Source organism: Corticimicrobacter sp. (assembly GCF_040137905.1).
Lineage (GTDB): Bacteria > Pseudomonadota > Gammaproteobacteria > Burkholderiales > Burkholderiaceae_B > Corticimicrobacter.
Genome location: NZ_JBEFDG010000050.1, coordinates 21,624 through 37,750, shown reverse-complemented (window position 1 = coordinate 37,750; position 16,127 = coordinate 21,624). Strand labels below are relative to the sequence as shown.

The 16,127-nt window shown below is 59.5% G+C and carries 18 protein-coding genes and 2 tRNA genes; 13 read left to right on the top strand and 7 right to left on the bottom strand.

Going from position 1 to position 16,127, the window contains the following annotated elements:
* Positions 1-102 precede the first annotated feature (102 nt).
* Positions 103-178: transfer RNA gene (locus ABN482_RS08685), tRNA-Glu, on the bottom strand.
* Between the two features lie 215 nt (positions 179-393).
* Here ABN482_RS08685 and ABN482_RS08680 point away from each other — a divergent pair.
* A tRNA-Arg gene (locus tag ABN482_RS08680) sits at positions 394-470 on the top strand.
* Between the two features lie 67 nt (positions 471-537).
* Positions 538-1,059, top strand: coding sequence for an undecaprenyl-diphosphatase (locus ABN482_RS08675; protein WP_349503610.1), 522 nt, complete (start codon positions 538-540; stop codon positions 1,057-1,059).
* A 4-nt stretch (positions 1,060-1,063) separates the two neighbouring features.
* On the opposite strand, the gene ABN482_RS08670 is transcribed toward ABN482_RS08675, so the two are convergent.
* From ABN482_RS08670 to ABN482_RS08655, 4 genes are all read right to left on the bottom strand, one after another.
* Positions 1,064-1,228: a hypothetical protein gene (locus tag ABN482_RS08670; protein WP_349503609.1), complete on the bottom strand. Its 165-nt coding sequence runs from the start codon at positions 1,226-1,228 to the stop codon at positions 1,064-1,066.
* Between the two features lie 11 nt (positions 1,229-1,239).
* Positions 1,240-2,316, bottom strand: a complete 1,077-nt coding sequence (locus ABN482_RS08665) for a YeeE/YedE thiosulfate transporter family protein (RefSeq protein WP_349503608.1) — start codon at positions 2,314-2,316, stop codon at positions 1,240-1,242.
* 1 nt (position 2,317) lies between these two features.
* On the bottom strand, positions 2,318-3,253 hold the full coding sequence (locus ABN482_RS08660; RefSeq protein ID WP_349503607.1) for a sulfurtransferase: 936 nt from the start codon (positions 3,251-3,253) through the stop codon (positions 2,318-2,320).
* A 127-nt stretch (positions 3,254-3,380) separates the two neighbouring features.
* Positions 3,381-3,917, bottom strand: a complete 537-nt coding sequence (locus tag ABN482_RS08655) for a DUF2478 domain-containing protein (protein WP_349503606.1) — start codon at positions 3,915-3,917, stop codon at positions 3,381-3,383.
* 80 nt (positions 3,918-3,997) lie between these two features.
* On the opposite strand from ABN482_RS08655, the gene ABN482_RS08650 reads away from it, so the two are divergent.
* From ABN482_RS08650 to rng, 9 genes are all read left to right on the top strand, one after another.
* Positions 3,998-4,444: a flagellar protein FlhE gene (locus ABN482_RS08650; protein ID WP_349503605.1), complete on the top strand. Its 447-nt coding sequence runs from the start codon at positions 3,998-4,000 to the stop codon at positions 4,442-4,444.
* Between the two features lie 128 nt (positions 4,445-4,572).
* Positions 4,573-5,307: a YebC/PmpR family DNA-binding transcriptional regulator gene (locus tag ABN482_RS08645; protein WP_349503604.1), complete on the top strand. Its 735-nt coding sequence runs from the start codon at positions 4,573-4,575 to the stop codon at positions 5,305-5,307.
* A 40-nt stretch (positions 5,308-5,347) separates the two neighbouring features.
* Positions 5,348-6,634, top strand: a complete 1,287-nt coding sequence (gene purD / locus ABN482_RS08640) for a phosphoribosylamine--glycine ligase (protein WP_349503603.1) — start codon at positions 5,348-5,350, stop codon at positions 6,632-6,634.
* A gap of 3 nt (positions 6,635-6,637) precedes the next feature.
* Positions 6,638-7,597, top strand: a complete 960-nt coding sequence (gene hemF / locus ABN482_RS08635) for an oxygen-dependent coproporphyrinogen oxidase (protein WP_349503602.1) — start codon at positions 6,638-6,640, stop codon at positions 7,595-7,597.
* The gene (nadD, locus tag ABN482_RS08630) at positions 7,588-8,187 is read left to right on the top strand and encodes a nicotinate (nicotinamide) nucleotide adenylyltransferase (protein ID WP_349503613.1); all 600 of its coding nucleotides are present in this window, start codon (positions 7,588-7,590) and stop codon (positions 8,185-8,187) included. Before hemF ends, nadD begins: the two co-directional genes overlap by 10 nt.
* Complete coding sequence (rsfS, locus tag ABN482_RS08625; protein ID WP_349503601.1) at positions 8,187-8,594, top strand: ribosome silencing factor; 408 nt, start codon at positions 8,187-8,189, stop codon at positions 8,592-8,594. The genes nadD and rsfS overlap by 1 nt, the downstream gene beginning before the upstream one ends.
* 12 nt (positions 8,595-8,606) lie before the next feature.
* Positions 8,607-9,077, top strand: a complete 471-nt coding sequence (rlmH, locus tag ABN482_RS08620) for a 23S rRNA (pseudouridine(1915)-N(3))-methyltransferase RlmH (protein ID WP_349503600.1) — start codon at positions 8,607-8,609, stop codon at positions 9,075-9,077.
* A 15-nt stretch (positions 9,078-9,092) separates the two neighbouring features.
* Positions 9,093-9,719 carry a Maf family protein gene (locus ABN482_RS08615; RefSeq protein ID WP_349503599.1) on the top strand — a complete coding sequence of 209 codons (627 nt, stop codon included), beginning with the start codon at positions 9,093-9,095 and terminating at the stop codon, positions 9,717-9,719.
* Entirely contained in the window at positions 9,712-11,175 is a 1,464-nt protein-coding gene (gene rng / locus ABN482_RS08610; protein ID WP_349503598.1) for a ribonuclease G, read from the top strand. The genes ABN482_RS08615 and rng overlap by 8 nt, the downstream gene beginning before the upstream one ends.
* A 70-nt stretch (positions 11,176-11,245) precedes the next feature.
* Here rng and msbA read toward each other — a convergent pair whose 3' ends face one another.
* Positions 11,246-13,024, bottom strand: coding sequence for a lipid A export permease/ATP-binding protein MsbA (gene msbA, locus ABN482_RS08605; RefSeq protein ID WP_349503597.1), 1,779 nt, complete (start codon positions 13,022-13,024; stop codon positions 11,246-11,248).
* A 114-nt stretch (positions 13,025-13,138) separates the two neighbouring features.
* Here msbA and ABN482_RS08600 point away from each other — a divergent pair, with 114 nt between their 5' ends.
* Positions 13,139-14,089: a glycosyltransferase family 9 protein gene (locus tag ABN482_RS08600; RefSeq protein WP_349503596.1), complete on the top strand. Its 951-nt coding sequence runs from the start codon at positions 13,139-13,141 to the stop codon at positions 14,087-14,089.
* Positions 14,082-14,855: a YdcF family protein gene (locus ABN482_RS08595; protein ID WP_349503595.1), complete on the top strand. Its 774-nt coding sequence runs from the start codon at positions 14,082-14,084 to the stop codon at positions 14,853-14,855. The genes ABN482_RS08600 and ABN482_RS08595 overlap by 8 nt, the downstream gene beginning before the upstream one ends.
* Here ABN482_RS08595 and ABN482_RS08590 read toward each other — a convergent pair.
* A complete protein-coding gene (locus ABN482_RS08590) occupies positions 14,831-16,117 on the bottom strand; it encodes an O-antigen ligase family protein (RefSeq protein ID WP_349503594.1) in 1,287 nt (428 codons plus the stop codon). The genes ABN482_RS08595 and ABN482_RS08590 overlap by 25 nt on opposite strands.
* Positions 16,118-16,127: the final 10 nt, after the last annotated feature.

The following is a 16,127-nucleotide window of genomic DNA, read 5'->3' as shown; positions in this document are numbered from 1 at the left end:
ACGGGACTCGAACCCGCGACCCCCGGCGTGACAGGCCGGTATTCTAACCAACTGAACTACCGCTCCGCAGCGGTATGCCTTTCGGCAATTGCCAGATCTGACTGGCGTCCCCTAGGGGATTCGAACCCCTGTACTCACCGTGAAAGGGTGATGTCCTAGGCCTCTAGACGAAGGGGACACTTCGTCGCAGCCAAACCCAAAGGTTTGTTTGCTGACAGCCCGCTATTCTATACATGAAACACATCCCATGTCAAAAAAGTTTGGGCAACACATCAAATCGCATGAATGGCATGGAAGCTAATTCCTGACGCATTTATCTTTTCACAGCGACTGTACATTTTTTTTTATTTCCCCTATAATTCCGTTTCTTCGCTGCTCACACAGCAAAGAAATGCGCCCGTAGCTCAGTTGGATAGAGTACTTGGCTACGAACCAAGGGGTCGTGGGTTCGAATCCTGCCGGGCGCACCAATTTCGAGGGCCTTCCTACACGGAAGGCCCTTTTGTTTTCTGGATGTACGACAGAGTGATCGACACCATGACCGACCTTCTGCTGCTGGACACCCACCTGTTCCAGGCCATCAAGGCCACTGCTGCCGCACCACCAGCACTGCTCTGGCTGGCGATCGCCATTGCCAAGGTGCCCATCTACCTGATTCCCGCCGGCATGGTTATCCTCTGGCTGCGCAACACGCCACGAGATCGGGAACTTGCACTGCGTACCTTTTCGGCACTGGTGCTGGCTATCGCCTGCAGTTTTCTGATCGGGGAAATATGGATGCGACCGCGCCCTTTCCTGGACGGTCTGGGCCCAGCCTTGATGCCGCATCGTGACAGCCCCTCCTTTCCGAGCAACCATGCCAGCATCATGACGGCCAGTGCACTCTGCCTGTGGTACGCAGGTCGGCGCACGGCAGCGCTGGCCTGGGGGCTAGTCACACTGCTCGTCAGTCTGGCGCGGATTTACCTGGGCGTACACTACCCGCTCGATATCGTGACAGGCTGGCTGCTGGGCGCAGCAACTGCCACGATCTCCTGGCGTTTACCGCGCAGAAGCTGAAAGACTAAAACGCCGAGCAATGCCCGCCGCTCGGTGCCTGCCCCGAGCCTGCCGCTATCAGCGGCGGCTCATGGCGAAAGTCGACGGGCCTGGAAACATCCCAGTCCCAGACGAAGAAGGCAATCAGCACCAGCCAGAAAATCGTGCCTCGCACAATGCGAACATTCATGGCCATGCCCCTCAGAATCCGTAGCGCCGACGCAGGCGCACGCCGATCAATGATCCGCCAAACGCCATCACGACCCAGATCCAGCCATGCAGGCTGCCTGTGGAAATGCCGCTGACCATGGCCCCTACATTGCAGCCGAATGCCAGCCGTGAGCTGTACCCAAGCAAAAAGCCTGCCACGATGCCGATCATCCACTGACGATTGCTCAGCGGCTCTGCCGCCGGCTTCTTGCGCACGGCAATCCACAGCGCGCCCGCCATGATGCCGATATTGGTGATCGATGTGACATCAAGGAACACAGTCTGGGATAGCGCATTGAAATTGCCCGGCTGGCTCCAGAACGCATTCTGAGCCGGATCAAACATGCCTGTTGCCGTGGCGATCTTGGCAAACCACAAACCGAAACCGTATACCACTCCCCAGGGCTGCCCGGCCACCAGCAGGTTGAGCACGGCCAGCACCGCCAGCAACACGGCACCAATGAAAAGCTTGCGGTCATACCAACGTGCTGTCGAACCACTCCAGCGGCGCACGACAAAGGCAATCAGCACCAATCCAAGCGCCGTCAGCGCAAGTGCAACCGTCGGCCCATAGAGGTCAACCAGGCCGACAGGCCGGATGGCCCCAAGCGCCAGCCACTTGTCGAGATGGGCAGACCCCAGGAAGCTGCCCAGCGCAAACACAGGCAGAATACCCATGTTCAGCGGAATGCCGAGACCTGCCTTGTAGAGCGTACCCGAGCCGCAACCATCGGCAATCTGCATGGCTGCGCCGAACACGAAAGCACCGATCAGCAGGCTGATGCTGGGAGGCCCCAATGCTGCGGCCAGATCCCCCGGAAACATCGCCAACAGCGGAATCGAACATGCAGCAGCCACCGCCAACAGCAGCAACTGCGCCATGACACCCGATGCGTCGCGCTCTTCGATCAGGCGACGCCAGCCCGTCGTGAAGCCGAAACGCGCGCCTGCCAGCACACCGCCCATGCCAATACCGACAGCAAACAGAACAGCCTGTCGCAATGAGACGGACCAGGCCAACCAGATGGCAAAGGCTGCCATCAACAAGGTCAAGGGCAATCGGGCCATATCAGTTCAGCAGTCCCTTGAGTTTGTCCATCAGTTGCGAGCCACGCCCCGGCACGTTGTCCATGGGCAGGGACTGCTCTGCCTGGGTCCACTCGGCCAGGGAAGCCGGATAAAGCCGCACATTCTCCTGACCCGCCAGTTCGGACAGGGCAAACCAATCGGTGGCCGCCCAGTGACCGGTATTGCAGAACGAGATTGTTTCGTCAGCCGGTGCCTCGAAAGCATCGTGGGCAATTTTCTTTGCCTCTTCGGCGGATACGATCTGGTTGCTGCCCGGTTTGAACCAGCGGTCATGCTCCAGATTGACCGCACCACGAATCGTGCCGGGCACGCTGGCAGTTGGTGCCTTGACCTCGCCACGGAAGAAATTTGCAGGCCGCGCATCGACCAGCCGCGTGGTCGGGCTGTCGAGGCTCGCCTGGACATCGGCCTGCGTCGCAATCAGGGCATCATTGAGAACCGGTTCGTAGCTGCTGGCGGCAACCTGCACCACCTGCTCATCCTGCGGCAAGCCGGCGTCGGCCCATGCCTGCACGCCGCCATTGAGGATCGACAGGTCGGTCAGTCCCAGGTATTTGAGTGTCCAGTACACCCGTGCGGCCGCCCCGAAGTCGGATGTGTTTTCGCCGCTCGATACGACGATGGCTCGCACGCCTGAATCCAGCCCCAGGCTGCGAACCAGTTCCGTCAGCTTGCCAACGGACGGCAATTCTCCAGGGCTGGCTGCCGGGCCTCGCCAGGCTGCATAAGGTGCCGACACAGCCCCCGGAATGTGCCCCTTGGCATAGGCGTCGACAGGCCTGATATCGATGATGCGGACATTGTCATCCTGCCGCAGGGCATCCAGTTCAGAGGAAGTGACCAGCGGTCCGGCCAAGGTGGCAGCGCTGGCCGAACATGCCAGCAACAGCACAAAAAAACGCGATAGGAATGTCATATCAAAAATCCAGTTCAATAACCGATCTGGACAGCTTAACGCATTCTTCTCATATCCTGAAGTTATGGAACCTCTTTATAAGAAAAGGAAATATAGAATAAACCGGCATGCATGTTCCTGCTTGCCTTCAACAAGCATCCACACTCAGCCTGCTGCCCAGCCACTCGGCCACTGCCGCTTGCTCGCATGCAATCTCATCGCCCATGCCGCCATTAAAATGGCGCCATGCTTCCAGGTAACGGGTGTTGACTATCAACAACAACGGGATACCGGCCTCTATGAGCGCAAGCAGCTCTTCGGTAAATCCATCCCCTTCCGCTTCGGATGAGCCAAAGCGATTGACGATCACGAGGTCCGGTTTTTCCGCAAGTGCCCGACGCAGCACGACACTGGCCCGGCTCAGCACATCTGTATCCAGGCAGCACCCCCGTGACAGCGGCCCCCGATCCTGCAGGATCGAATAGCGCTCTCCCGTATGCAGATCCCGGAGGACAGCCTTGGGCCGCGGCTGATCAGGCGTATGAGGTGGCATTTCCATGAGCACGCCTCGCACCTGCTTGCCATGCGTCCCGCACTGCTCTGCCGCCCAGGCCAGCAATTCGTCTGCCTGGCTACTGTCCGGCGCAACGATGGCCCCCAGCACAACTGGATTGTCTTCTGTCATGATGTCCTGCTCCTGCTGCAACAGATGCTATTCTGGCACAGGCATTTCCCCGCTCTCTTTGCGCCAGATCCTGCTGCCCCATGAATATATTCCGCCGCGCCATCGCGCTATGCCTGCTGACACTGACCGGTACGACACAGATCCCTGCCTACGCCCGCGCAGATCTTGCCTGGCACGACACACGGACCAGCAGTGCCATCCACCGCAAAAGCTACGAAGTACCGACCGACTACAGCCCCGGCGCAGCGGGTACCGATGTCCCGCCTGGCTCGACCATCACGCGGGTTGCCGTGAACCTGACCGGCCCGAGCAGCGCGCAGGTGAATACGCGCCTATGCTGGAATGGCTCGCGGTGCATCGTGGTGAACGCCACACACATGGACACAGATGCCTTTGCAGGACTTGATGCGTCCCGCCCATTTACCCTGTGGCACAGCGTGCCTGGACGCGGTCCGATCATCAATCCGATCTACGTGCCGGCCAGTGTCACCGTCTGGTACCAGCCCTCTGTTCCTCCTGCCCGCTAGCCACTCCGGGCCAAATCCGGCTGGACACGTTAAAATCGGGCCTGCCTGCGTTCAGGCTTTCTCTTGCGGCCATTTTGCGCCGCCGCTTTTCCATCCTCTTTCACAGTCTTCTAGGGAAATATCTCATCATGGCAGGGCATAGCAAATGGGCGAATATCCAGCACCGCAAAGGGCGTCAAGATGCCAGACGCGGCAAGCTGTGGACCAAGATCATTCGCGAAGTCACCGTCGCCGCGCGCGCCGGTGGCCCTGACCCGGATGCCAACCCCCGCCTGCGCATGGCCTGGGACAAGGCCACCGACGCCAACATGCCCAAGGACAACATCCTGCGTGCCATTACACGCGGCACCGGTGGTGGCGACGGCAGCAACTATGAAGAAATCCGCTACGAAGGCTACGGCATCGGCGGCGCAGCCGTCATCGTCGATTGCATGACCGACAACCGCACCCGTACGGTTTCCGAAGTCCGGCACGCTTTCAGCAAGCATGGCGGCAACCTGGGGCAGGATGGATCCGTCGCGTTCATGTTCAAGCATTGCGGCCAGTTCATGTTTGCGCCCGGTGCCTCCGAAGAGCAAATCATGGAAGTCGCACTTGAGGCCGGTGCTGAAGACATCATTACCGACGAAGAAGGCGGTATCGAGGTCATCACCGCGCCGGGTGACTACCCCACCGTCAAGCAGGCACTGGAATCCGCTGGCCTCAAGGCAGAGATGGACGGCGTGATCATGAAAGCGCTCAATGAAGCCGAACTTGAAGGCGAAGACGCCATCAAGATGCAAAAACTGCTGGATGTACTCGAGTCCCTTGACGATGTGCAGGAAGTCTTCACGACTGCCGTCATGGACGAAACCGACGCTTGAACTCTCTCGATCATATTTTGAATAGGTGTTTCACAACGCTATGAAAATCCTGGTAATTGGCTCTGGCGGCCGCGAACATGCCCTGGCCTGGCGGCTGGCCCAGTCCGAGCGGGTACAGAAGGTCTATGTGGCCCCCGGTAACGGTGGCACGGCCCGCGCCGACAACCTGGAAAACCTGGCACTGACCGATCCCGAACAGCTCGCCAACTTTGCGCGACGCGAGCAGATCGGCCTGACCGTGGTCGGCCCTGAAGCCCCGTTGGCCGCTGGCGTTGTCGATGTATTCCAGAAGCACGGCCTCAAGATTTTCGGTCCGACCAGGGCCGCCGCCCAGCTCGAAAGCTCCAAGGATTATGCCAAGGCATTCATGGTGCGCCACGCCATTCCCACGGCGGCCTACCAGACCTTCACGGATCCTGCGCAGGCCCATGCCTACATCGACGCCCAGGGTGCCCCCATCGTCATCAAGGCCGATGGCCTGGCTGCGGGCAAGGGTGTGGTCGTGGCCGAAACGCTCGAACAGGCGCATGAAGCCGTCGATGCCATGCTGGGCGATGGTTCGCTGGGTGCGGCAGGTGCACGCGTGGTCATCGAGGAATGCCTGCAGGGCGAGGAAGCCAGCTTCATCGTGATGTGCGATGGGCGCAATGTGCTGCCACTGGCCACCAGCCAGGATCACAAGCGCCTGCAGGATGGCGATCAGGGCCCTAATACGGGCGGCATGGGTGCCTATTCGCCGGCTCCCGTGGTCTCTCCCGAACTGCACAACCGCATCATGCGCGAAGTGATCCTGCCCACCATCCAGGGCATGACGCGTGACGGCCTGCCCTATACGGGCTTCCTGTACGCCGGTCTGATGATCGGTCCCGGCAAGGATGCCGAGCGCGCCCTCAAGGTACTGGAATACAACTGCCGCATGGGTGATCCGGAAACACAACCCATCATGATGCGCGTCAAGAGCGACCTGCTCGACGTCTTCGAGCATGCCGTGGCCGGCACACTCGACCAGGCCGACATCGTCTGGGATCGGCGTACCGCACTGGGCGTGGTCCTGGCGGCACACAATTACCCCGGCACGCCGCGCAGCGGCGATGTGATCGACGGACTGCCTGCCGATGAAGACGAATGCATGGTGTTCCATGCCGGCACCCGCCAGGATGAAAACGGCCAGATCGTCACGGCAGGCGGGCGCGTACTCTGCGTGACAGCCCTGGGCGACTCGGTGCGCATGGCACAGGAACGCGTCTACGATGCCGTGGACCGCATCCATTTCGATGGCCGCCAATACCGCCGCGACATTGGCTGGCGCGCGCTGAAAAGGAACTGAGGCATGTCCGTGCCCACAGAACGCAACCAGCAGATTTCTACCGAACGGCAAGACGCCGCCCGCACCTATTTCACCGGCCTGCAGGCGCGCATCGTCGCTGCACTCGAGCAGGCCGGCAATGCGCCCTTTCGCCGTGACGCCTGGGAACGCCAGGCCGACGGCCAGGGTATTTCGGGCGGTGGCGGGCTGTCCTGCCTGATCGAAGATGCCGAGCTGTTCGAACGGGCCGGTGTCCTGTTCAGCCATGTCGAAGGCCATGCCTTGCCTCCGTCGGCCAGCCAGCGCCGCCCTGAACTGGCCGGACGCAGTTGGCAGGCCATGGGTGTGTCGATGGTCCTGCACCCGCGCAACCCTTACATCCCAACCACGCACATGAACGTGCGACTGTTCGTGGCACGCGCCCCGGAAGGGTCGCAGGCCAGCGATGTATTCTGGTTCGGTGGCGGCCTGGACCTTACGCCCTACTACGCCTTCGATGAGGATGCCCGGCATTTCCACCAGATATGCCACGATGCCCTGCAACCGCATGGTGCGCAGTGGTATCCCGACTGGAAACGCTGGTGCGACGAGTACTTCTTCCTCAAGCATCGCAATGAAACACGCGGCATCGGCGGTGTCTTCTTCGATGATCTGAATGCACCTGGTTTCGACGATAGTTTCGCCCTGACGCGCGCCACCGGCGATGCCTTTCTCGATGCCTACCTGCCCATCGTCGAACGTCGCCGCAACCATGCCTATGGGCAGCGCGAACGCGACTTCCAGGCCTATCGGCGTGGACGCTATGTGGAATTCAACCTGGTATTCGATCGGGGCACGCTCTTCGGCTTGCAATCCGGTGGCCGTACCGAATCCATCCTGCTGTCGATGCCGCCTGCCGCACACTGGCGCTACGACTGGCAACCCGAAGCCGGCACACCGGAAGCCGGGCTGGCCGATTACCTGCGCCCCAGGAACTGGGTGTGACGCAGCGCATCGTCCTGTTCGGCGGCAGTTTCGATCCGGTGCATCTGGCCCACCTGGCGCTGGCCAGGTGCGCACTGCAAAGCCAGCAGGCCGACCAGGTACAATTGATCCCGGCAGGCCAGCCCTGGCAGCGTCCTGCGCTGGGTGCCACCCCACAGCAACGGCTGCACATGCTGGAACTGGCCATTGCCGGCATTGATGGCCTGAACCTCAACACCCTTGAAATCGAGCGCACCGGCCCCACCTACACACTGGATACGGTACGCAACCTGCCCAGCGGCCCACGTTACCTTTGGCTGCTTGGCAGCGACCAGTTGGCGCGCTTTCACACCTGGCATCACTGGCAGGAAATCGTCAATCACGTCGACCTGCTGGTTGCCCAGCGCCCCGGCCAGCCGATGACATGCGCACCGGAGCTCAGGCAAGCACTGACAGCCAGCAGCCATGATTTGCTGGAACTGCCGTTCGAACCGCTGGACATTTCATCCAGCGATATCCGCCACAGGATTGCAACAGGCCTGCCTACCGAAGGCCTGCTGCCACCCGCAGTCCGGCATTACATTGACACCCACCACCTCTATATTTCCTGATGAATACACAGACACTGCAAAAAATCGTCATCGACGCACTGGAAGACGTCAAGGCACAGGACATCAAGGTGTTCGACACCGCACGCCTGACCAGCCTGTTCGACCGGGTGATCATCACCAGCGCCACATCCAACCGACAGACCCGTGCCCTGGCCTCCAGCGTGGCCGAGGCGGCCAAGAAGAACGGTGGCCATGTCATCGCGACCGAGGGTGAGGAAACCGGCGAATGGGTCCTGGTAGACCTCGGCGATATCGTGGTGCACATCATGCAACCCGCCATTCGCCAGTACTACAACCTGGAGGAAATCTGGGGCGACACACCCGTTGATGTCGAACTGCTGCCGCAATCCACCCGTCCAGTCCAGCCAGTTCCTCCGCTCGACCTGCGTTTCGACAGCAACGACTGAGTCGGCGCGGCCATGCAGTTGCATATCCTCGCTGTCGGAACCCGCATGCCCGATTGGGTCGAAACCGCCTGGCGCGACTACGCCAAACGCATGCCGGCAGACTGCAGCCTGCACTTGCGTGAGATCAAGCCCGAGCCTCGCACCCAGGGCAAGACAGTCGCTCAGATGATGGATGCGGAAGCCGCGCGCATCCGGGCCGCCCTGCCAACCGGGGCGTTCCCCGTGATTCTCGATGAGCGGGGTCAGGACCTGACCACCATGGCACTGGCCGACCGACTGCAGGAATGGCGTGAACTGGGCCAGGATGTCGCCCTGATCATCGGCGGCCCTGATGGGCTCGCGCCCAGCCTCAAGGCCGAGGCCCGCCTGCGCATCCGTCTGTCTTCCCTCACCCTGCCGCACCCGATGGTGCGGGTCCTGCTGGCCGAACAGCTCTATCGAGCCTGGGCCATTCTGCACAACCATCCCTACCACCGGGCCTAGGCCTGTTTCCAAGCCATGCATGCCTACGACCTCTATCTCGCCTCGCGCAGCCCGCGCCGGCGTGAGCTGCTGACGCAGATGGGTATCCGCCATCAGGTGCTGCTCGCTCCCGAGCCCCCTGGCGAAGATGAACCCAGGCTGGAGCAGGAAACACCTGCCGATTATGTGCTGCGCACGGCACGCGACAAGGCCTTGCGCGGCTGGCACTGGCTGCAGCAACAGAAATTGCCCTGCCTGCCGGTACTGGCTTGCGACACCTGCGTATCATTGGGTGAAACGATTTTCGGCAAGCCCCGCGATCACGACGAAGCGGTCACATTTCTGAAGCACCTGTCAGGCACCGGACACGATGTCCGTACCGCAGTCGTGCTCGCCTGCCCGCCTGCACGAGGCAACCCGTCGCCCGTACTGATTGAGCGTGTCTGCCATACCCGCGTATGGATGCGCACGTTGCAGACTGCCGAAATCGAACATTATTGCGGCAGCAAGGAACCCTACGACAAGGCAGGCGGCTACGGCATCCAGGGCCCGGCAGCGCGCTTCATCACACGTATCGATGGCAGTCATACCGGCGTCATGGGCTTGCCCCTGTTCGAAACGCTCGGCATACTGGAACTAGCCGGAGTGCCCATCCATGACTGAAGATATCCTCATCAACGTCACCCCTTTCGAGACACGCGTGGCCATTGTCGGCCAGGGTGCAGTGCAGGAACTGCACATCGAGCGCAGCGTCCAGCGCGGCCATGTCGGCAGCCTCTATCTGGGCAAGGTCGTCCGTGTCCTGCCGGGCATGCAAAGCGCCTTCGTGGACATTGGCCTCGAACGCGCCGCCTTCCTGCACATTGCCGACCTGCGCGAGAACCGCAGCGAGCGCACGCAGGGCAACAGTGTCACCCCTATCGAGAAGCTGCTGTTCGAAGGCCAGACCCTGATGGTGCAGGTTGCCAAAGACCCACTGGGTGCCAAAGGGGCACGCCTGACCACACAGATCAGCATCGCAGGGCGCATGCTGGTCTACCTGCCCTTCGAACCTCACATCGGCATTTCCCAGAAAATCGACGACGACACCGAACGCACCCGTCTGCGTGAACGGCTCGAAGCCCTGACGCCCGATGACGAGAAAGGGGGGGTTATCGTGCGTACGCAGGCCGAAGGTGCCAGCGACGAAGAAATCAGGGCCGATCTCGACTATCTGCGCACGCTCTGGCGCATGATTCAGGCCACGGCACGCACGGCAGGTGCGCCGCTGCTGCTGCACCAGGACCTCACCCTGGCCCAGCGCGTGCTGCGCGACATGGTCACGCCACTGACAGGCAAGATCCAGGTCGATTCGCGCACTGTATTCGCCGACATGGTGGCATGGGCCCGCCAATACACGCCCGCCGTCGAGACACGCCTGGGTCATTACAGTGGCGAACGGCCACTCTTCGACATGTACGGCGTGGACGAAGAAATTGCCCGCGCACTGTCACGCCGGGTCGATCTCAAGTCTGGTGGCTATCTGATCGTTGACCAGACCGAAGCGCTCACCACGGTTGATGTCAACACGGGCGGCTATATCGGCGGTCGCAATTTCGACGACACCATTTTCAAGACCAACCTGGAAGCTGCCCAGGCCATTGCCCGCCAGTTGCGCCTGCGCAACCTGGGCGGCATCATCATTCTCGACTTCATCGATATGGAAGACGAGGGGCATCGCCAGGCCGTGCTGGCCGCACTCGAGAAAGCGCTGCAGCCGGATCGCACCCGGATGACACTCAACGGCTTCACACAACTCGGGCTGGTCGAGATGACGCGCAAGCGGACCCGCGACTCACTGGCGCACCAGTTGTGCGAGCCCTGCCCGACCTGTCAGGGGCGCGGCAATGTACGCACACCCCGCACCATCTGCTATGAGATCCTGCGTGAGATCCTGCGTGAGGCACGCCAGTTCAACCCCCGCGAGTTCCGCATCGTGGCCTCGCAGGATGTGATCGACCTGTTTCTTGAAGAGGAAAGCCAGCATCTGGCGATGCTGGGCGATTTCGTCGGCAAGCGCATCACGCTGGAAGTCGCGGCAGGTTATGTCCAGGAAACCTACGATATTGTGCTGATGTAACCCTGCTGGTCAGACATACCCCGCACAGCCCGCTGTTTCGGCAGCAGGCTGTGCCATGAACGCAGCAAGATCAGTTCGCTTCGCGAAACTGCATGCGATACAGCGCGGCGTACATCCCATCCTGCTTTAGGAGGGCGTCATGGTTGCCCTGCTCCATGACCTTGCCATCATCCAGCACGACGATCATGTCGGCATTCTGCACGGTCGACAGGCGGTGCGCGATAACCAGTGTGGTCCGGCCCTTCATCAAGCGCTCCAGGGATTGCTGCACCTGGCGCTCGGATTCGTTGTCGAGCGCGGAAGTCGCCTCATCCAGAATCAGGATCGGAGCGTCCTTGATCAGGGCACGTGCAATCGCCAGGCGCTGGCGCTGGCCGCCGGACAGGTGCATGGCATTCTCGCCCACCATGGTGTCCAGCCTTTGCGGCAGACTCTCGACGAAGGTCTTGAGATTGGCAGCTTCCAGCGCAGCCCATACTTGCGCTTCGCTGGCATCGTGCAGCGCCCCGTAGGCCACATTGGCACCGATCGTGTCATCGAAGAGCACCACATCCTGGCTGACCAGCGCCATCTGCGCGCGCAGGCTGTTCAGGCTGAGAGCATCCAGGGCATGACCATCCAGCAGAATGCGCCCATCGGTCGGCTCGACAAAACGCGGCAGCATATTGGCCAGGGTTGTCTTGCCGCTGCCGGAACGCCCGACCAGCGCCACGGTCTGCCCCTGGTGCAGGCTGAAGGATACCTGGTCCAGTGTCAGGCGATGGGCATCCGGATAGCGATGCGATACCGCCTGAAATTCGATCTCGCCACGCACGCGGGTCGGCAGGGTCTGGGTGCCTTGGTCGTTTTCAACGTCGGAATCAATCAGGGTAAAGACGCTTTCGGCAGCAACCAACATTTTCTGTACTTTGCCGGCTACGTTGGTCAGCCGCTTGATCGGATCGAATATCTGCGCCAGCGCCGCCATGAAGGCGGCAAAGCCGCCAACAGTCAGTTCTCCCAGATTGGCCTCGCTCAATGCCGAGGCAATCACCGCAGCAACAGCCATCGCCACAAACAGTTGTGTCAGCGGTGTCATCGCCGCATCGGCGACAGAGCTACGCATGGCAAACCGCCGCAGACGTGCATTGACATAGTCGAAACGCGTATGTTCGCGTTCGTAGCCATTGAACAGCTTGATGACGCGCTGGCCATTGATGCCTTCACTGACCACACGGGTCAGCTCGGCATTCATGTTGACTGTATCGCGGTTGATGCGGCGCAGCCTTCTGATGAACGAGCGCGCAACCAGTACGGACAGGGGCAGGATCACCAGCACGATCAGGGTCAGCTTCCACGACATGTAGAGCAGGACACAGACGGAAGCAATCACAACCAGCACTTCACGCACCAGAACCGTCGAAACCTCCGTCGCATAGCTGGTGACATTGCCAGCATCGACAGTAAAGCGATTCAGCAAGCGCCCCGTATCACCCTGTTTGAAGGCGCTATCCGGCATCCCAAGCAAGCGCTTGAACATATCACCACGCATACCCTTCAAGACATTGTTAGCCACCCAGGCCAAAATATAGTCGCTGAAAAAGTTGCAGATGCCGCGTGCGAGAATCAACAGAACCACCATCATCGGCAAGAACCACACATAGTGTGGCTCACGGCCCGAAAACCCCTGGTCCAGCAGCGGCTTCATGATCAATGCCAGTGCCGGTTGCGTCGCAGCTGCGCCACTCATCAGGATCACGGCCAGCACCAGGGCCTTCCAGTAGCGTCCTACCCGACTGTAGACACGATGCCACAGCTCGCGCCGCACGGGTTCTGCTCCGGCAGCGACGATTCGCGTTGCAGTTTTCAAAAGAAAGCTCTCTTTTAGTGGATACAATCTAAGTCGTGATTGTACTCAGCTAACAAGGAGCCGGCCATTTCTCCGCTGTATGTAAGATTACCTAACTGGGTAGGGGACGTCTGCATGAGTCTACCATCGCTCAAGATCCTGTTCGAGAGCGGCCATCCATTGGTATTGTGCGCCCGCAACTGGGCCCAGGATCTGTTGTCCGCGATGCCGGCGCACGATTTCCTGCCCATGCAGGGACAGTGGTATGCGGATTGCAAAACCGTCCGCCAACATCGACTTACACAGCACCAGATGACACGTCCCACTGGCTTGCTCTTACCAGACTCTCTGACCAGCGCCCTCTCCTTCCGTCTAGCTGGTCTGGCCTGTACCGGTTATCGCGATGACGGTCGCAGCCTGCTGCTGCGCTGGCCAATCGACAAGCCAGTTGACGACATGCACGCAGTCGAGCGCTGGCATTACCTGACCCGCACTGCTATGCAAAAATGGGATGAATCGCCCTCGCAACAACGGCCCAGCGCACAGTTGGGATTACCATTGTCGGCCCGCCATGAGCAGACAGCACGACAGGCACTGGCCGACGCCAAGCTGACAGCCATGCCCTTCATTCTCATCGCGCCGACCGCGACCGGCCTGCATCGCGGACAGGTCAAGGTCTGGCCGCATTTCGATTGCCTGACACGTGCACTACAGGACAGGGGGCATACAGTCATCGCCTGCCCTCCATCATCCGAAACCGATGCCGCACGCATTGCCTCACCGTCTGCAACTTTGCTGCCTGCCTTATCCCTGGGCGCTTTCGCCGCCCTGACCAGACATGCTGCTTTGGTTATTTGCAATGACTCAGGCGTGTCGCATCTTGCCGCCTCCGTGGGTGCCAACCAGTTGACCTTGTTTGGCGTCACATCGCCTGAACGCACCGGCCCATGGTCATCCCACGCACATACCCTTGGACAGGAAGGCGAATGGCCCAGCCTGGATAGTGTTCTGGAATACAGCCTCAGTCTGCTTGCCACAGCAGCCGCAACCGCCACCACATCCATCCACGAGACGAGTCATGCCTGATTCCCTTGCCTCGCTTCTGACCCTGTTTGTCGTACCCCAAAACCTCTGCCTGGCACTGTTGGGGCTGGCCATACTTTTCCTGTTGCTGCGTCTCAGGCGCACGGCAAGTCTGTTTGCGATAACTGGATTGATCTGGGTGCTGGCCTGGTCCCTGCCTGCGACATCCATATGGCTGGGCGGCGTACTTGAAAATGCCTATCCATCCGCAGACCCGCAGCAGACTGCCCAGGCCGATGCCATTATTGTGCTGGGTGGCAATACGGCCAACAACCGGAGCAACTGGTTTCTCGCCTATGACAAGGACACTGCCATATCCCGCCTGGATACGGCAGAAATGTTATACAAATCTGGCAAAGCCCCGCTACTGCTGCTGTCCGGCGGTGCCCTTGAAGGAAATGTCAGCGAAGCCCAGGGGCTTGCCTACCAGTTGCGTCAACGCGGCATCCCTGAGCAGGCACTGATCCTGGAAAACGAAAGCCGCAACACGTACGAAAATGCCTTGTACAGCAAGCGGTTCATGGAGCAGCATGGCTTGAAAACCGCATTGCTGGTGACCTCTGCATTGCATATGCCACGATCTATAGCTGTATTCACACAGCAGGGCATGCATGTACTCCCCGCAGGTAATCCAGCCCAGATCTATCTGACAGGCATGGAACCTGGCCTCTCGAAATGGCTGCCAAACCTGCGTGCCCTGGAAGCCAGCCGTTCCATCCTTAAAGAGTATATCGGACTGGCTGTCTACCGATTGCGAGGCTGGATCTGAGCTGCAGCGGATATGGGGGCAGAGAGAGCAGCAAACAGCGCAATCATCAACGTATAGAAAGACAGTGTACGTATACCTCGGAACATGAACTCAGTCCATCCGAAGATGAAAAATCCAAGGCATAACGCCGCTCCCATGGCAGCATAGCTGCGTGTCGCGATATCACTCGACATCCAAAGTCGTCGAACAAAAATATAGCCTGGGACAAAATACATGGCGACCAGTGCCAGCCAGCCTGGAATGCCATAAACAGCCAGTGCATACAGCATGTCATTGTGTGGCTCTCCGAAGTTCGTCGCTGTGAACTCAGAAATAACGCCGCGCTCGTACTGGATCTGAAGATTTTCCCTGAACGCCGCATTCGAGCCGACACCAAACCAGGTATGTTCAGACCACATACCAATCGATGCACGCCAAAGCTGCACGCGGATGCAAACCGACGTATCTCTATTTGCTCCGTCCCCAGTACATTCAGCGGTTTCGTGGATTCCCTGTTGGATACGGTCGGAAATACCCGGCACTACATTCGCAAGCAGTATTGCCAACGCAATTGACGCGCCAATGACCACTAGCCATTTTCTGAGCACACCCGCGGTGGATTGTTGAGAATCTCGATAGATCAGCACCCCCAGTACCAGAAATATCGGGAATGCCATCCAACCCGTGCGCGTCTGAGTGAGCAGGAAGCCGAACAAACCCAAGATCACAGTAAATATCTTTACCCACCGCTCAACAACCACGTGACGCGTCAGATCAACCGAAAATGAGCATACCGCGAACATCGACAACAGAAACATCAGACTTCCGTAACCAACGGCATTGTATACCCCGGTTTCTGGGCGAGAAAAATCCGGAAAGGACAGATAAAAAACATAGAAAAAGGCTGCCGTGATTGCCAACGGCACGCCCAGCAATGCACACTTCAAATAGTGATGCGGAACAACTGAAAACGCCAGCACAAAAACGACAATCCCAAGACACTGCCTCAATGCCCGCTCAAGGCCGGAACTCAATAAATCGGCATGCCCAGCAGAATCAATCAGAATAGCCAGAACGGGCAATGCTGCCACATAGAAAAAAAGCCTTTGATTCAGAATCGCCTTGGCTCTGAGTTTGCCAAGGCGACTGAAAATCAGCCACAAACCCACCGCCAAGATGACATAAAACAAGGCACTTGGCAGACTTTGACTCACCATCACTGCCCAGAACATGGATCCAGCCAGACCTGTCATCAGGATTTCAGGAGTTTTATAGATGCGCATCAAACATTCC

Coding starts and splice junctions, on each gene's coding strand:
- ABN482_RS08670 (WP_349503609.1), bottom strand. CDS start 1,228: ATGAATGTTCGCATTGTGCGAGGCACGATTTTCTGGCTGGTGCTGATT.
- rsfS (WP_349503601.1), top strand. CDS start 8,187: ATGAATACACAGACACTGCAAAAAATCGTCATCGACGCACTGGAAGAC.
- ABN482_RS08595 (WP_349503595.1), top strand. CDS start 14,082: ATGCCTGATTCCCTTGCCTCGCTTCTGACCCTGTTTGTCGTACCCCAA.
- ABN482_RS08590 (WP_349503594.1), bottom strand. CDS start 16,117: ATGCGCATCTATAAAACTCCTGAAATCCTGATGACAGGTCTGGCTGGA.
- rlmH (WP_349503600.1), top strand. CDS start 8,607: ATGCAGTTGCATATCCTCGCTGTCGGAACCCGCATGCCCGATTGGGTC.
- ABN482_RS08600 (WP_349503596.1), top strand. CDS start 13,139: ATGAGTCTACCATCGCTCAAGATCCTGTTCGAGAGCGGCCATCCATTG.
- rng (WP_349503598.1), top strand. CDS start 9,712: ATGACTGAAGATATCCTCATCAACGTCACCCCTTTCGAGACACGCGTG.
- ABN482_RS08615 (WP_349503599.1), top strand. CDS start 9,093: ATGCATGCCTACGACCTCTATCTCGCCTCGCGCAGCCCGCGCCGGCGT.
- ABN482_RS08650 (WP_349503605.1), top strand. CDS start 3,998: ATGAATATATTCCGCCGCGCCATCGCGCTATGCCTGCTGACACTGACC.
- ABN482_RS08655 (WP_349503606.1), bottom strand. CDS start 3,917: ATGACAGAAGACAATCCAGTTGTGCTGGGGGCCATCGTTGCGCCGGAC.
- ABN482_RS08665 (WP_349503608.1), bottom strand. CDS start 2,316: ATGGCCCGATTGCCCTTGACCTTGTTGATGGCAGCCTTTGCCATCTGG.
- purD (WP_349503603.1), top strand. CDS start 5,348: ATGAAAATCCTGGTAATTGGCTCTGGCGGCCGCGAACATGCCCTGGCC.
- ABN482_RS08645 (WP_349503604.1), top strand. CDS start 4,573: ATGGCAGGGCATAGCAAATGGGCGAATATCCAGCACCGCAAAGGGCGT.
- ABN482_RS08660 (WP_349503607.1), bottom strand. CDS start 3,253: ATGACATTCCTATCGCGTTTTTTTGTGCTGTTGCTGGCATGTTCGGCC.
- hemF (WP_349503602.1), top strand. CDS start 6,638: ATGTCCGTGCCCACAGAACGCAACCAGCAGATTTCTACCGAACGGCAA.
- ABN482_RS08675 (WP_349503610.1), top strand. CDS start 538: ATGACCGACCTTCTGCTGCTGGACACCCACCTGTTCCAGGCCATCAAG.